Annotated in this window: 18 protein-coding genes and 1 tRNA gene; 6 read left to right on the forward strand and 13 right to left on the reverse strand. The window is 61.8% G+C overall.

What is annotated here, in order from left to right; genetic code table 11:
- Positions 1–419 precede the first annotated feature (419 nt).
- Both AC0L3U_RS00415 and AC0L3U_RS00420 read left to right on the forward strand, forming a co-directional pair.
- Complete coding sequence (locus AC0L3U_RS00415; RefSeq protein ID WP_027567029.1) at positions 420–1,529, forward strand: AI-2E family transporter; 1,110 nt, start codon at positions 420–422, stop codon at positions 1,527–1,529.
- A 148-nt stretch (positions 1,530–1,677) separates the two neighbouring features.
- Positions 1,678–2,064, forward strand: coding sequence for an NUDIX hydrolase (locus AC0L3U_RS00420; RefSeq protein ID WP_027518066.1), 387 nt, complete (start codon positions 1,678–1,680; stop codon positions 2,062–2,064).
- 1 nt (position 2,065) lies between these two features.
- Here AC0L3U_RS00420 and AC0L3U_RS00425 read toward each other — a convergent pair whose 3' ends face one another.
- From AC0L3U_RS00425 to AC0L3U_RS00435, 3 genes are all read right to left on the reverse strand, one after another.
- A complete protein-coding gene (locus AC0L3U_RS00425; RefSeq protein WP_473360285.1) occupies positions 2,066–2,356 on the reverse strand; it encodes a hypothetical protein in 291 nt (96 codons plus the stop codon).
- Between the two features lie 106 nt (positions 2,357–2,462).
- Positions 2,463–2,702, reverse strand: a complete 240-nt coding sequence (locus AC0L3U_RS00430; protein WP_473360286.1) for a hypothetical protein — start codon at positions 2,700–2,702, stop codon at positions 2,463–2,465.
- Between the two features lie 121 nt (positions 2,703–2,823).
- On the reverse strand, positions 2,824–3,066 hold the full coding sequence (locus AC0L3U_RS00435) for a hypothetical protein (RefSeq protein WP_473360287.1): 243 nt from the start codon (positions 3,064–3,066) through the stop codon (positions 2,824–2,826).
- A 121-nt stretch (positions 3,067–3,187) separates the two neighbouring features.
- Between AC0L3U_RS00435 and AC0L3U_RS00440 the strand changes: the two genes are divergently transcribed.
- On the forward strand, positions 3,188–3,361 hold the full coding sequence (locus AC0L3U_RS00440; RefSeq protein WP_473360288.1) for a hypothetical protein: 174 nt from the start codon (positions 3,188–3,190) through the stop codon (positions 3,359–3,361).
- A gap of 29 nt (positions 3,362–3,390) precedes the next feature.
- On the opposite strand, the gene AC0L3U_RS00445 is transcribed toward AC0L3U_RS00440, so the two are convergent.
- On the reverse strand, positions 3,391–3,561 hold the full coding sequence (locus AC0L3U_RS00445; protein WP_007590796.1) for a hypothetical protein: 171 nt from the start codon (positions 3,559–3,561) through the stop codon (positions 3,391–3,393).
- Between the two features lie 486 nt (positions 3,562–4,047).
- On the opposite strand from AC0L3U_RS00445, the gene AC0L3U_RS00450 reads away from it, so the two are divergent.
- A complete protein-coding gene (locus AC0L3U_RS00450) occupies positions 4,048–4,710 on the forward strand; it encodes a hypothetical protein (RefSeq protein ID WP_473360289.1) in 663 nt (220 codons plus the stop codon).
- A 193-nt stretch (positions 4,711–4,903) separates the two neighbouring features.
- Here AC0L3U_RS00450 and AC0L3U_RS00455 read toward each other — a convergent pair whose 3' ends face one another.
- Entirely contained in the window at positions 4,904–5,263 is a 360-nt protein-coding gene (locus AC0L3U_RS00455) for a hypothetical protein (protein WP_473348743.1), read from the reverse strand.
- A gap of 163 nt (positions 5,264–5,426) precedes the next feature.
- Here AC0L3U_RS00455 and AC0L3U_RS00460 point away from each other — a divergent pair, with 163 nt between their 5' ends.
- The gene (locus AC0L3U_RS00460) at positions 5,427–5,633 is read left to right on the forward strand and encodes a hypothetical protein (protein ID WP_456764258.1); all 207 of its coding nucleotides are present in this window, start codon (positions 5,427–5,429) and stop codon (positions 5,631–5,633) included.
- Positions 5,634–7,036: 1,403 nt separating this feature from the next.
- Here the strand turns inward: AC0L3U_RS00460 and AC0L3U_RS00465 are convergent.
- The 6 genes from AC0L3U_RS00465 to AC0L3U_RS00490 all read right to left on the reverse strand — a co-directional run bounded on the left by AC0L3U_RS00465 (position 7,037) and on the right by AC0L3U_RS00490 (position 9,174).
- Positions 7,037–7,219 (reverse strand): hypothetical protein, encoded by a 183-nt coding sequence (locus AC0L3U_RS00465; protein ID WP_473360290.1) that lies wholly within the window; start codon positions 7,217–7,219, stop codon positions 7,037–7,039.
- A 68-nt stretch (positions 7,220–7,287) separates the two neighbouring features.
- Positions 7,288–7,479 (reverse strand): hypothetical protein, encoded by a 192-nt coding sequence (locus tag AC0L3U_RS00470; protein WP_456764259.1) that lies wholly within the window; start codon positions 7,477–7,479, stop codon positions 7,288–7,290.
- 48 nt (positions 7,480–7,527) lie between these two features.
- Positions 7,528–7,911, reverse strand: coding sequence for a hypothetical protein (locus AC0L3U_RS00475; RefSeq protein WP_456764260.1), 384 nt, complete (start codon positions 7,909–7,911; stop codon positions 7,528–7,530).
- Positions 7,912–8,026: 115 nt separating this feature from the next.
- Positions 8,027–8,383, reverse strand: coding sequence for a hypothetical protein (locus AC0L3U_RS00480; protein WP_473360291.1), 357 nt, complete (start codon positions 8,381–8,383; stop codon positions 8,027–8,029).
- 108 nt (positions 8,384–8,491) lie between these two features.
- Positions 8,492–8,668 carry a hypothetical protein gene (locus AC0L3U_RS00485; RefSeq protein WP_156948904.1) on the reverse strand — a complete coding sequence of 59 codons (177 nt, stop codon included), beginning with the start codon at positions 8,666–8,668 and terminating at the stop codon, positions 8,492–8,494.
- Positions 8,669–8,949: 281 nt separating this feature from the next.
- Positions 8,950–9,174, reverse strand: a complete 225-nt coding sequence (locus AC0L3U_RS00490) for a hypothetical protein (protein WP_473292274.1) — start codon at positions 9,172–9,174, stop codon at positions 8,950–8,952.
- Between the two features lie 122 nt (positions 9,175–9,296).
- Here AC0L3U_RS00490 and AC0L3U_RS00495 point away from each other — a divergent pair, with 122 nt between their 5' ends.
- Positions 9,297–9,725, forward strand: coding sequence for a response regulator (locus AC0L3U_RS00495; protein WP_473360292.1), 429 nt, complete (start codon positions 9,297–9,299; stop codon positions 9,723–9,725).
- Between the two features lie 773 nt (positions 9,726–10,498).
- On the opposite strand, the gene AC0L3U_RS00500 is transcribed toward AC0L3U_RS00495, so the two are convergent.
- Both AC0L3U_RS00500 and AC0L3U_RS00505 read right to left on the reverse strand, forming a co-directional pair.
- Positions 10,499–10,574: transfer RNA gene (locus AC0L3U_RS00500), tRNA-Lys, on the reverse strand.
- A 318-nt stretch (positions 10,575–10,892) separates the two neighbouring features.
- Positions 10,893–13,568 (reverse strand): glycosyltransferase, encoded by a 2,676-nt coding sequence (locus AC0L3U_RS00505; RefSeq protein ID WP_473360293.1) that lies wholly within the window; start codon positions 13,566–13,568, stop codon positions 10,893–10,895.
- Positions 13,569–13,685 lie beyond the last annotated feature (117 nt).

A 13,685-nucleotide genomic window follows, 5' to 3' on the forward strand; every position in this document is an offset into this window, starting at 1 on the left:
TCGATGGAAGCGTAGGTGCACGCCTTTGCAACGGCGTAAACCGGTCGGCCGAAATCCGGTTAACCGTCGTTAATGCTCCGCATGTCCCGGTCGATGCGCATCTGTACGCGCCTGACGGCGAGCAACGGCAGCCTGCCTTGCACGCGCCCGCAGCGGGCCCTGTCGCCGACGGCATAGGCGTAGCGCCAATAGCCCGGTGCCGCGTTTGGCTTCAGCGAAAAGTGGACGCCGCGGTGAATGCCTGCGTGTGCGACGGGCTCTCTGGGGCGGCGTGCCATCGTCTCGGAATGCAGAATGGCCCGATGCGTTCCTAATCATCGGCTTGGGCCGGACCCGTCGCCTTGACGCCGGGTGCGCGGCTGGCAATAACGCTGGGCCGCGCAAGTGCCGGAACCCGCGTCAATGCCGCAAGGAAAGCCGTGCCCGTGAAAAGTCTGCGTCAGCTCCTGACGGGCGAGGACATCATCCAGCTCGTGATCCGCGTCGGCCTGCTCGGCCTGCTGATCATCTGGACCTTCCTGATCATCCGCCCCTTCGTGCCGATCCTTGCCTGGAGCGGCGTGCTCGCGGTCGCGTTCTATCCGGCCTTCAGCTGGGTCGCCAAGATCCTGGGCGGCCGGCCCAAGACCGCAGCGGCGATCCTGACCCTGATCACGCTCGGCATCGTCATCGGTCCTGCCACCTGGCTCGGCATCAGCGCCGTGGACGGCGTGCGCGAGCTGGCGCACCAGCTCGGTACAGGCGACCTCGCGCTTCAGTCGGCGCCGGAGCAGCTCAAATCGTGGCCGCTCGTTGGCCCCTGGCTATTCGATCTGTGGGAGCAGGCCTACAATAACATCCGCGCGGTGCTGCGCGAGGTGGCGCCGTATCTCCAGCCGCTGGCGGGACCGTTGCTTGGGCTCGCGGGTGACGCCGGCGTCGGCACGCTCCAGTTCCTGGTCTCGGTGTTCGTGGCCGGCTTCCTGTTTCCGCACGGGCCGAGGCTGGTTGCGGCCGGCCGCGGTTTCCTGTTTCGCATCGTGCCCGAACAGAGCGAGCATTTCCTGGGGCTCGCAGGCGCGACCATCCGCGCCGTGGCGCAAGGCGTGATCGGCGTCGCGATCGTGCAGGCATTGCTCGCCGGCATCGGCTTCAAGCTTGCCGCGGTGCCGAGCGCAGGCCTGCTCGCCTTTATCGTGCTGCTGCTCTCGATCGTGCAGATCGGCGCCTTCCTGGTGCTGCTGCCGGTGATCATCTGGATCTGGACCGCCAAGGACGTCACCACCGCGCTGCTGCTCACCGTGTTTCTCGTCGTCGTCGGCTTCCTCGACACCATGTTGAAGCCGCTGGTGATGGGGCGCGGCCTGACCACACCGACCATCGTCATCTTCGTCGGCGTGATCGGCGGCACGCTCGCCCACGGCATCGTCGGCCTGTTCATCGGCCCGATCATCCTGTCCGTGGCCTGGGAAATGATGATGGCCTGGATCAGGACGGAGGACCGGGCAGAGGCGGGGTCGAGGGCGGGGACAGCGACGGGCGAGGGCTGATCCGGGGCCCTCGAACGGCGGATCGGCCTGCCTGCCGGGTTCGATCAGACCTCGCGGCCTTAGCCCCGTGTGATCAAGGTCCACGGAACTTGTCTATCCGACTAGACAAGTTACCATAGGCTCGATTCTTTTTTCGATTACGGCGGACATGGCGAAGTCTTCCAAGCTGGTCGCCGCCAAGCGCGGCAAGGTATTGTTGGTCAGGCGCCGGTCGGACGGCCTGTGGATGTTCCCGGGCGGCCGCAAGCGCGCGCGCGAGTCCGACAAGGACTGCCTGCGGCGGGAGATCAAGGAAGAGCTGCCCAAGCTGAAGCTCGGCCGGATCAGCCTCTGGAAGGAAGTGACGGCCAGGAACAAGCGCTCCGGCCGCAAGATGAGCGACGCGATCTTCATCGCCAAGGGCGCCAAGGGCAGGCTCGCGATCGGCGACAAGAACGAGATCGATCGCGCCGTCTGGCAGAAGCCGCGCGGCATCCGCCTGACGCCGACCTCGCGCTATATCCGCGACCGCCTGTTTCCGCGGAAGCGCGGGTGAGCTAGTCCTCGTCGGCTTCCGACGAGTGCTGTATCCGTCCGGTTTGGGCCCGCGAAAAATTGGCGCGCGCTTGCGGTGCGGACGTTCTGGCCATTTCGGCTTCGCGCTGCTCCTTGCGAACCTTGCGCGCGCGCTTCATGGCCTGCTTGACCTGAGGGTTCGGCGAATCCTCGGCGAAGAACAGCACCACCTCGCAGCTCGGACATTGCCTGGAATAGCCGTCCTGCAACCGTCCCGCGCGGTCGCGGAACACGGTCTTGCAGCGCGTGCACTGAATCTGGACGAAACTCATGCGCGGTCGATCGACAATGACTGATGGAAATGGATCGTCAGGTGACCCCAAATGTCTGAAGAAAGCCTGAACGCGTCCGGCACTCCAAGCCGCTTGAAACAGCCGCCTATTGCTTGGCCGCCATCGTGTCCAGGCAATGGTTGAGGTAGACGGTGCGATCCCTGGGCAGCACCTTCTCGATATCCGCCTTCAGCGCGCATTCGCGCTGCCGCATCTGCTCGGCCCGCCGCTTCTCGGCCGCCTCGCGATATTCGGGAGCGACCTTGTTGGGATCGACGAGGGCCTGCGAGCGGGCGGGAGCCGTCACGGCGAGCGCAAGGGCGATGACGATAATGAACTGTTTCAAATGAGCCTCCGTAAAAGGCTCATCCTAGCGCTCGGCCGGCGAGAGCTCAACGGCAAGCTCGGTGAGACGACCGGCAGCGAAGTTGACTTCAACTACCTGAAGTTGGGACTCGTGAAGTCCGTCACTTCGGGACGTGGTCGATCTTGTGGCCGAGATGCCCGGTGTCGTGATCGCGACGCAACTGGCTGAGCGATGTCTCGTTCAGCTGGTGCAGGACCTCGTTAAGTTCAGTCGTATCCGGATAACCGGCGGCAAAACCCTTGCCGTAGATCTTGCGCAACGTACCGACCAGCGTGTTGCCGTGCTTCTTGCTGATCGCGCCATCCTTGTCGCGGTGGCGATGATCCAGGCCCGTGTCCTTCATGGCTTTCTCCCTGAGTGGCGTCTGCGCGCCTGGAGAGAGCGTGCTCCCAAACGAGTCGATTGGCAACGGCAGGGCGCGCGGCAGTTGAGCCTCGTCAAGGTGTGGAAAGATCGAAGGACGTGTGAAGCAGTTCACAAGCGATGGTCGAGATCGCTGCTACGAAGGCCTCATTGCTTCACCAATTGATATTTTGAAAACGCCCCAGCGCTCCACCAGGCGCTGGGGTTTTCACGTCGATCACCGCAACGGCCAGAGCGCGCGACGCGCGGTCGATGGGCGGGTGCTTTCCGAATGATGCCGAAGATTGATGCCGAAGGCGGGCGGCTACGCGGCTTGCTCCTCGAACGAGGTGTAGACCTGGCCACCTGGACCAATCACCTGAACGCCCCAGCACCCGTCGGCGATAAGCTCCTTGGCCTTCTTGAGGGCGGCGGTGAGTGACAGCCGCTTGAGGCTGACGATTCCCGCCGTGTCGAAACCGCTGATTTCAAACATGCTGCTCCTCCCTGTTTTGTCGAATCCTACACTTTTTGAGCGGGTTGTCTTGCGGCTTTTGGGACAGGGGGCCCGGCGCAGGAGCAGGCGGTGGCCAAAAGCGCGAAAACAACCCCATGCACAGTAGCTAAGTCCTGCTGGCGCAACGCTTTCTTTTTGGCACACGGCGGTCTTGCATCCGGCGGAGACGCCGGTTGACTCGTCGGGCAAAACAGGGGTAGTTTGCCAACTTCGGAAAATCCGCTTCGAGCCGCGGCGACTTCCCGGGACCGGGAGGAGCTCTCGCACCGGCATGCGAGTCACGTCCTCGCAGACCCCGTAGTCGGCCGGGGTGGCGGGGTCTACAGCAGGCCGCGGCCGCTAACGTGGAATTAAGCTGAAAAGCCCACAATTTTAGACAGTTGTAGATGGGTGCTGCGTAAGGGAGCCGTCGCGAGGACGTTCCGGCGACGGCTTCCTGTTGCTCGCTCATTTGGGGTCAATGCCATGACCACGACTTTCGAAACGCAAGGCCTTGTCGAACAGCTCGACCCTGCAGCACTTGCTGCGGCCATCGCGGCCGACGAACCCGCAAGCTTGGATGCTCCAGAACCGATCAAGCGCTCCAGCCGGACGTCGGTCATGGCGCTGTCGGTGTGTGCCCTGGCCATCAACGGCGCGGCGGCGATCTACACATGGCCGTCCGGCCTGCCATCGCTGAACCTGAGCAGCCTGGCTGATCTGCTACCGCGGCAAGAGGCTTCAGTGCCAAAGCCGGATCCGGTGGTCGCTGCCTTGAAGGATATTCAGTCGACCCAGCAGCAACACACGGCTTCGCTGCAGGAGAGCAACCAGGCACTGCAGCAAAACGCGGCTGTGCTGCAGGCGGATTCCATGGGGCTGCTTTCGCTGCGACAGAGCATCACGGACGAACGGGTCGATGTGAAGAAGGTATCTTCACAGCTGTCCACGCTGATTGCGAAGATCGACTCGCTGCAAAATGCCATGATGTCGGACGTCACGTCCTCCGTGCGAAGAGCGCATGCGCGCTACGGACTGTCCGCAGCGATCCGCAAGCGGCTCGCCCGGCAGTCGAAATCTGTAGGTCCCGTTTCAGTTGGAGGAGCGCCGCTGACCGTGCCCGCTACAGTTTCGGCCCCGGAGAGCTGAAGATAGGGTCAGGCGAGTTATCTGGACCAAGTGATCTGGGGCTATCTCCGCGCTCACTTGGCGGGCTCACGTGAGCGCGGCTTTTTACCCGACTTGGAATTACGGAATGCTGGTGACAGTGCAGTCCGCCACCGTCACCACGGGATCCGAAGAAGCGATTATTGGGGGCCCGCCGGTTTACCCTGAGGGCCTTTCAATAGTAACGGCGCCTCGGACGGCGTTCGTAATAATCATCGCCGTAATAGCCTTGCCGGCCCTGTTGAAACTGCAGCGGAACCGTTCCGTTCGGGTAGCACTGGCCGTCGCGGGAATCGATATCGGCACCGTTTCCGCAAGGAACGGGATAGTGGCCATAGCCTCTGCCGCCACCATGGTACTGCCGTGCGGCCTGTTCTTGCGGCGGCAAGTAGCCGTTGGGGTAGCACATGCCGTCGCGGGCGCCGACGTCCCAGCCGTTGCCGCACGGCGGTGGGTGCACAGGGACACGGTATTGAACCTGATGAACCTCACCGAGCTGTAGAGCCAGCAAGGTTGCGACGACTGCACCGATCATCGGATTTTCTCCCAATCGCAATATGCCTACGACTGAGCGGCTGAATGATCGCTGAACGGGTTTGCGCCGGCGATCTTAACCTCATTTTAGGAAATCGTTGTCCGGCGGCGTCCCGTTAGATATAAAAGGAACCTTCCGCCAGCGTCAGTCGCGTCCGTGAGTCATGATTACGTATAAGCAGTACCATATCCAGCAAGTTGAGCACGGCCCCAAGCGTTGGGTTGCTCGCATCACGCGGACAGACGGCCAGAACATTCGCACCATTCTGCCGGCGACTGAGCGCCCCTACCTCGACACGAAGCCGACAGCGTCCCCCGAGGAAGCTGAGGCGCTTGCCAAGGAAGGCATCGACTTCGGCGGCGTGGTGTAGTCCGCCGTCGCAATCTCCCGCCTTTCATTCGCGAACTCGCTGGTGACTTCATTCGCAGCGGTGGTGCGGGGCGTGCAGCTTTGTCCGTTACCGGCGATCTGCTCGACATGCTCGTTGATTGCTACGATCAGCGGCCGCTGGCATTCACGCGTACCCAGTTATGGGTACAGGCCCTAAATAGGTTGTGGGAAAGGGGCGTCGGATGCGTGGATACGAGGTTATAAATCGACTTAGTACCGGTTGTGTTCACTTCATTCGTACAGGATCCAGAGGACTGTTTGAGGCCCAAGAACTGGTTTCAGAGTCCGGCGGGAAGTTCGCGTATTGGAATTATCTAGATGGTGGCAGATAAGCCGCCACATTGGCAGATCCCCTTGCCATTGCGTTAGAACTTGAGCATGCGCCCTACGGCAACTTGCCTTGGACGCAATTCTTGGACGATCTGATAACGCTAGCATATCGACATGAGGGATTGGCGATATTGATTGATCGTGCGGATCTGCTTATCGCAGAAAGACGCGACGAAATGTTCGACTGCATAGAGGCGTTTCTAATCCAATTCCACCATTGGTATGATCAAAAGAAGCCTTGCCATCTTTATTTTCAGATAGGGGAAGTGGACGGCGCGCGGGGCACCTAGTGCGTACGTGATCGTTTATTGTTCAACTATCTCAGGCCTCTGCAAATTCGATTTGTTTTAACGAAGAAATTTCGATGACAGTGCACTTTACTGGCGCACGGATTGGGGCGCGTTGAATGCACTGTCATAGTAATTCTAGCTAGCTACTGGCAGCTACGTGATTGGTAGCGCCACGAAGATTCACACGGATATCGCCACGAGGCTCAGAGTCGCGATGATCGAATCTGGCCGCTTCGTTTTTTTCAATCAACTTAGGCGAACGAGGGGCAATGCGAGGGTGAGCGCAAAGAGGGAGGGCTTCTATCGAGGTTTGACGCACGGGTCGACGGCATAGGCGCATTGCTCACCGGCCGTGATGAGACCGCCCGTTGGCCCTTGATAGTTGACGGCTGCAACAACGCCGCCGGTCATCACGGAAGGTGCTTTAGTTCGTCGGCCTCGCTCGCCAGCGGTTTTCCTGATGGGGAATGGTGGCAGTGATATCGACGTCTCTCACAGCGGATTGGCGCCACGCCGCCACCCCGAAGCACAGGGTCAGAGTCATGGCGGTCGCCAACAGCAGCACGGACAAAAACTGGCTCACGCGCACCCCCACAAACAGAACATACTGAGGCAGCGAGCACGCACAGGCGATTCGGAAAATGCAGGCGCGCTGACCTGCAGGCAGTTTTCCCCAGGTTGTAAAACGGTGGATTAGCACCTTCGACCTTGCACCCGCCGCGGCTTCGGAGCCGCTATTGCAGGCCGGCTTTTTACCCGAAAACTATTGTGGCTCGGTTGGCTTGTCGCGCTCGTGGCTCTCGGCTTCGGCGGCCGCGCACGCATCCATGCCGTGGCAGTTGCTTAGATAGTACCGGGCGCCTGCGAAGATCGAGCAAACAATCACCACGGAAACCAGCAGGACGATCATCCACCGACGATTCAACATTCCCATGACCTTCTGCACCCTCCATCCAACGCCGCCCGTTCGCTGACCGGCTCAACGAGGCGAGGCGAAAGCTGGATTGGCTTAAATCAGACCTTGCGCTTCGGATTCAGTCGAGCCTCACGCTCCAGCCGCTCGGACTTCAGGCGTTTCAGGTTTTCCTGAAACTCCGGCGTGGCTTGACTGTCGGCTATCGTCTGTCTCGATCCTATCGGATTGAGGGTCCTTCGCTCGGCTTCGTCCGCGATTTGTTGCTCGGCCGACCGTTTGGGTTTGATCATTTGCTTTTTGCCTTGAGGCCGGGATTGACCAAGCTGGCGCCGGTCAAATCATTTTCGATTTGGCCGATCGCGTCGAACGTTCTGGAATTCCTCCGGTCCCTTGACGAGCCGCCGCTTGCGGCTGGCCTGGTCATCCGGGCTCGCTTTGTTGTCTTTGAGCTTGTCGATCGCGTTACCCGCCATTTCCCGAGCCCGCTCGGACGAGGCCTTGGCGGCAGACGTAACCGCGAGCGCGGGGGCGGGTTTGCCCAAGCCAATATCGACCAGCCGACGGATGGATTCAGAGCGAGCCGGAGTGTCTTCCTGCCGCGACGCCCATGCGTCGATCTGAACGACAGTCGATTCCGGCCAGCGCGTGCCGATCTGGACGCCCTGACCAGTCGCGGGGCGGCCGCGATGCTTTTTGGCACGAATCTTTTTTGCTGGTTTCATTTTATTTGGTACCAAAAAATCATGCCAAGGGGAAGCGCGAACTTCCGATAAGTGTGCTGGTTTGGTGCGCTGGCACCGCGATCCCCGCGCAACATCACGATCACAGGTTTTGAAGTCAGGCGGCGCCCCGGAGAGGAAGCGCCAGTTGCACAGCAAAAGGTCGGGAAGCATTTGCCTGGACGAAGGCCTGCAAGGCCGGCGTGATCTCGCTACTGGTGACACGCACGGCAAGCTCATCTGCGATCTCGCTGGTGGCATCGCGAGACCGGCCCTCGATCGCGTTGAAGGCGACGATACGGACGGGATAGGCGTACTGCCCGGAGAGCAGGTCGCGGATGATGGTCTCGACATCGGTGTCCTGCTCGTCGGTCTCGCGCCAAGAGCAGCCGGCGCGCGCGCCGAAGTCTTCCAGCACCAGGTAAATCTCACGGTCGAGCCGATCCAGCGGCACAATCGACGGCGCATGACGCATAACGCAACTCCTACCCAAAAAAGAGCAATTGCGCTGCCATGGGGATCGTTCCGTTCCCGCGTGAGGGGCAAGGTTTATGCGGAAAAAAAGCCGTCCGCTGAGGCGGCCTTATTCCTTGTCCTCAGTCCAAGTGCGGTCGCCGCACCGGCACTCATAGACCCGGACCGTCAGCCCGCGCATGGCGTCCATCATCGTGTGCTTGAGCTTGGGTTGAGCGCCGCAGCTACAGCGACGTTCCTCTCGGGTCTTGGCGCCTGAAAATTTATCGCTGCTGAAATAGTTCATCAACTCACCCTGCCAAAGGTCAGTCGTTAAGTCCCAAAGTGGACATTTGTTCCCACAGCGGATTTGCCAAGCGTGGCTCGGCTGGTCATCAGAGATGGGGCGGGCGAAGCAGAAGTGCGCCACCTATAGGAACGACGCCCATCGGCCAACCTTGGTTCTACATGCGTTTTAGACGCATAAGGCTATCGGTTCGGTAGCCGGGAGCGGCCTCAGCCCTGGGTCTGCCACCTTGGCCTGGGGCCGTTTCCTTGGTGTAGGCGGCGCGTTGCGATCCGCCAGGGTCATTCCGCGGCTCGCAGCCCTTGCTCTGTTGGCTCATAGCGCTGGCCATACTGTTTGAGCCAGCCGCCTTCGACCATCTTCCGCGCCATAGCCATCGTGCATATCGGCTGACCGCCGCCTGGGTGATACAGGCCGTCTGCGCGCTGGATCAGGTAGCCGTAGACGCGGGCCTGTCGCAGCGGCTTGATCATACCAGGAAAGAGAACGACGGAGTGGTCGGTCATTGCCCAATCCCGAACATTTCGGGTTACCGATCGTTCCAGATCACCTTGGACGCCAACCACCGGCCAGGTCGAGCGACGTATGCCTTGGCCTAACCTCATTTGGTAAGGCGCGATTCGAGGAGTTGGGTCGCAAAGTCGTCGCCGATGCAGGCACCCTGAAGGAAGCCATCGAAGTCGCGCGGGAGGCTGAGTTCGATCCGGCCATTCTCGACCTGAGGCTTGGCGATGAAACGACTGAACTCGTGGCGGAGATCACTCGTGGTCGCGGCTTGCCATTTTTCTTCCTGACCGGCCATACATCCGATGGATTGCCAAGTGGCTTCCGCAATGCTCCCCGATTGGAGAAGCCGGTTCTCTGCTCCGCGCTCCCGAAGATGACGATAGCTGCGCGAGGTCTTGAGCGGCTAGGCTGTGACCTTCACGCTGCCGCCTTGCCCTTCGCCAAGCTTGCAAGGTCCTTCCAGGCCAAAGCGGTCCGCAACCACTTCAACCGCTCGGCGGGGCAAGTCGCGGCGATCGCCTTCTGCATCGCGGCGATGGCTTCTGCTTGATGGTCGAGGTCTCCAATCATCGGAGCAATCATTCGCCAGAATTATTAAGGCCGGCGAAAATCTACAGCCCGGAAAACTACCGGCTTACGCCGCCGCGGAGCCTACGTCCAAGCCCTGGCCCTGTGGACTCGCCAGTCCGGCGCCATCCGCTCGCCCCCGTCCTGCGGGGGTTGGCTATCACAGGTTAAAGCGCGACTCAGCAAATGCAGCCGAGGATAAACTGGCAACAAGGCTGGGGACGCCGGGCGATGGCACAGTCACGCTATCCGTTGATCCGAAGGTGGACACCGGAGGAGCATCAACAACTGCTGGCGATGGCGGCGGCTGGGTGCCGACCCGACGAGATCGCGCAGGCGTTGGGCAGGACAGAACCGGCCGTGCGAGGCCGGGCCAACCTGCACAACATCCCGTTGCGACTGGTGATCCAAAAGCGGAAGAGCCCATGATCAAGGGCGTGGCCATAGCTTCTCTCGTACTTGCGGCGGGCAGTCTCGCAGACCAGCAGTTGTCCTACGGGCGCTATACCGACGCGGCGCTGAGGCTCCTGCGTGAAATTGAGCATTCATTCCGGCGACAATTACGAAGAGACAGGGAGCGATCACTGATGCAGGACCTTTGCCGCCCAGTCGGGCCTCATGTCCGCGGCGCGCGTGCCGCGAGCGGTGCAGGGGCATCAAGCGCCGCGCATGCTACACCGGCAACCGATCTGCAGACACAGCGCCGACACACAGTTTATCGGAGCGCGTCGTCTCGGCGTAAGTATCTAAGTGATTTGGTGAGCGCGCTGGGGCTCGAACCCAGGACCCCGTGATTAAAAGTCACGTGCTCTACCGGCTGAGCTACGCGCTCCCATGGCCGCTGATGGCTTTGAAGATATCGCCATCGTCTTCGGTCATTTGGAAAAGCATGTCTTGCCGCCACATCGACGCAAGCGTTGCGGAAAAACCGGCTGTTTTCCGGATCATGCTTTCGGCCCGCGCTGTGTAGGGGGATGGGGCGCGGAGGTCAATAGCAGGAGTGGCTGCTGAAACTCGCGGCAGGGGCGGGGAATTCCTCGCGGTGTCCGCGGCTTAGGCCCGGATTTTCAACCCGATTAGCGGGCCGCCATCCACGCGGAAGACCACGTGAGTTTTAATCACGAGGTCCAAAGACCGGCCCGGAGTCCCGTCAGTTCGCTTCCCGCCGCACCTCGCTCGGCACCGGCACTTGCTGCGGCGTGCCGGCGGGGGTCGGCAGCGCGACCGGGCGCAGGCCGATCAGCTCGGCGGTGCGGATCGCGCTGTCGCGCCAGAACTGGAACGAGTTGATGCGGCTGAGCTCGAGGATGGCGATGGCGACCGCAGCCAGGAACGGCAGGCTTTGGAGCACCAGCACGCCGGCGAAGATGTAGATCTCGGTGATCTGGCGGTAGCTGTTGGAAGCCACCAGCACCCCGGCGCCGATCAGGAGCAGGGCGCCGATGACGGCCTCCCAGAACGCCTGGAACTCGATCGACATCCTGGACAGGCCGCCCTTGGACGTGCGCGCGAACGCGATGTGCTCGGTGATCAGTCCTTGCGCCACCGCGCGCGACACCGTCCACTGCACGCTCATCGCCGCGATCATGGCGCCCAGCATCTGGCCGGGCTTGATCGCGACGCGCGCGCGGTACATCGACAGAAAGTGCGCGAGCGAGACGATGAAGGCGCCAATGATCGGCAGCGTCAGGATCTTGTCGGGAATGGCGATGTCGGCGAAGGCGACGATCGGCACCCAGACCAGGTTGAGCAGCGCCACGACCACGCCGAGGCTTTCGGCACCCAGCCAATTCAGCCAGCCGAGGCCATATTCGCGCTTCTGGTCGGGCGTCAGCCGGCTTCGTCCCGGCAGGAAGTTCCGCCAGTGCTTCTTGACGATCTGGAGACCGCCATAGGCCCAACGGTGACGCTGCTTCTTGAAGGCCTCGTAAGTGTCGGGGAGCAGGCCCTGACCGTAGCGGTGGTTGGTGTAGTGCGTGGTCCAGCCGAGCTGCTGAATCGAAAGGCCGAGATCCGAGTCCTCGCAGATCGTGTCGGACGACCAGCCGCCGGCCATGTCCATCGCGGCGCGGCGGATCAGGCACATCGTGCCGTGCACGATGATGGCGTTGGTCTCGTTGCGCTGGACCATGCCGATGTCGAAGAAGCCGGCATATTCGCCGTTCATGATGTAGTGCATGATCGACAGGTCGCCGTCGCGATGTTCCTGCGGCGCCTGCACCAGGCCGACGCTGGGATCGGCGAACGCCGGCACGAGGTCCTTCAGCCAGTCGGGATCGACGACGTAGTCGGCATCGAGGATGCCGATGATCTCGGCGTCGACGGCGGTGCGGTCCATCGCGATGCGCAGCGCACCGGCCTTGAAGCCCTGCACCTTCTCGGCGTTGATGAACTTGAAGCGTTCACCGAGCGCGCGGCAATGATCCTGGATCGGCTGCCAGAAGGCAGGGTCCGGCGTGTTGTTGATGATGACGACGCATTCGTAATTCGGATAGTTCAGCCGCGACAGCGCATCGAGCGTCTGCTTGAGCATCTCGACGGGCTCGAAATAAGCGGGGATGTGGATCGAGACTTTCGGGAAGTAGTTCTCCGGAACGCTCTCGACCGGCTTGCCCTTTGTGAGCAGCCGCTGCGGCGGCCGGCCGAACGCGACGGCCGCGATCTCGTCGATGCGCGCCATCGCGATCAGCACGAGGGGAACAAGCAGGATCATACCCAGCGTGAGCGCGAAGGCGGAGCCGAAGATGAAATAGTGCCCGTTCCAGAACGCGAACACCGTGGCGGCCCAGGCGCCGACGCCATTGGCGGTGGCCGACAGCAGGAACGCCTGCTTCGCCGTCGGCTGCTGCAGCCGCAGGATCGGCAGCGACAGCAGGATCCCGACCAGGAGGGCTACGCCCATCAGCTTCCAATAGTCGGGATTCTCCACCGGCCCGGTCCAGGCGAATTTCGGCTCGCGGCTGGCGTTGAGGATGCCCCAGTACGGACCGACGCCGCCTTCGAAATATTTCCAGGGCTGATCGATGGCCTCGACGATGTTGTATTCCATGCCGATGGCGTCGGCGCGGCTGACGAAGTTGCGCAAGGTCAGGGCCTGCTGGAACGGACCGGGGTCGGCGTTGCGCAAATTGTAACCCGCGCTCGGCCAGCCGAACTCGGCGATCACGATGCGCTTGCCGGGGAACTGATTGCGCAGCAGGTTGTAGCGGTCCACAGCCTGGTCGACCGCCTGGTCGGAGCGGAAGTTTTCCCAATAGGGCAGCACGTGCGCGGCGATGAAATCGACATTGGAGCCGAGGTCGGGATTGTCGCGCCAGATATTCCAGATCTCGCCTGTCGTGACGGGCACGCGGACCGCGCCCTTCACCTGCTTGATCATCTCGATGAGGTCTTCGACCTTCTGCTCGCCGCGATAGATCACCTCGTTGCCGACGACGACGCCGTTGACGTTGCTGTTCTTGCGGGCAAGGGCGATCGCCGCCTCGATCTCGCGCTTGTTGCGATCCCTGTCCTTGTCGATCCAGGCGCCGACCGTGACCTTGAGGCCGAACTCGGCCGCGATCGGCGGCACCAGTTCCACGCCGCCGGTCGACGAATAAAGGCGGATCGCACGCGTCATGGTCGACAGCGTCTTCAGGTCGGCGCGGATTTTCTCCACAGTCGGGATGTTGTCGATATCGGGGTGGGCCGAGCCCTCGAACGGCGCGTAGGAGACGCTTGGCAGCAAGCCCTTGAAGTCAGGCGCGGGTTGCTTGTCGCGCAAGACTCCCCACAGTCCTGCGTGGAGCGCGGACACGAGCAACAGAACGGCGGCGACAACGCGCATCGCGGCTAACCCAAAAGGGGCTGAGGGGGCAGGGAAGCGGATCCGCCCCCGAGATCCGACCAAGTCCGCGGCAAAAGGAGCATACCTCTGCCGCGCGGTTTCACAACTGTCATGGCC

The sequence above is a fragment of the Bradyrhizobium sp. Kon69 genome (assembly GCF_055807515.1).

Coding starts and splice junctions, on each gene's coding strand:
- AC0L3U_RS00420 (WP_027518066.1), top strand. CDS start 1,678: ATGGCGAAGTCTTCCAAGCTGGTCGCCGCCAAGCGCGGCAAGGTATTG.
- AC0L3U_RS00425 (WP_473360285.1), bottom strand. CDS start 2,356: ATGAGTTTCGTCCAGATTCAGTGCACGCGCTGCAAGACCGTGTTCCGC.
- AC0L3U_RS00435 (WP_473360287.1), bottom strand. CDS start 3,066: ATGAAGGACACGGGCCTGGATCATCGCCACCGCGACAAGGATGGCGCG.
- AC0L3U_RS00445 (WP_007590796.1), bottom strand. CDS start 3,561: ATGTTTGAAATCAGCGGTTTCGACACGGCGGGAATCGTCAGCCTCAAG.
- AC0L3U_RS00450 (WP_473360289.1), top strand. CDS start 4,048: ATGACCACGACTTTCGAAACGCAAGGCCTTGTCGAACAGCTCGACCCT.
- AC0L3U_RS00455 (WP_473348743.1), bottom strand. CDS start 5,263: ATGATCGGTGCAGTCGTCGCAACCTTGCTGGCTCTACAGCTCGGTGAG.
- AC0L3U_RS00460 (WP_456764258.1), top strand. CDS start 5,427: ATGATTACGTATAAGCAGTACCATATCCAGCAAGTTGAGCACGGCCCC.
- AC0L3U_RS00470 (WP_456764259.1), bottom strand. CDS start 7,479: ATGATCAAACCCAAACGGTCGGCCGAGCAACAAATCGCGGACGAAGCC.
- AC0L3U_RS00475 (WP_456764260.1), bottom strand. CDS start 7,911: ATGAAACCAGCAAAAAAGATTCGTGCCAAAAAGCATCGCGGCCGCCCC.
- AC0L3U_RS00480 (WP_473360291.1), bottom strand. CDS start 8,383: ATGCGTCATGCGCCGTCGATTGTGCCGCTGGATCGGCTCGACCGTGAG.
- AC0L3U_RS00485 (WP_156948904.1), bottom strand. CDS start 8,668: ATGAACTATTTCAGCAGCGATAAATTTTCAGGCGCCAAGACCCGAGAG.
- AC0L3U_RS00490 (WP_473292274.1), bottom strand. CDS start 9,174: ATGACCGACCACTCCGTCGTTCTCTTTCCTGGTATGATCAAGCCGCTG.
- AC0L3U_RS00505 (WP_473360293.1), bottom strand. CDS start 13,568: ATGCGCGTTGTCGCCGCCGTTCTGTTGCTCGTGTCCGCGCTCCACGCA.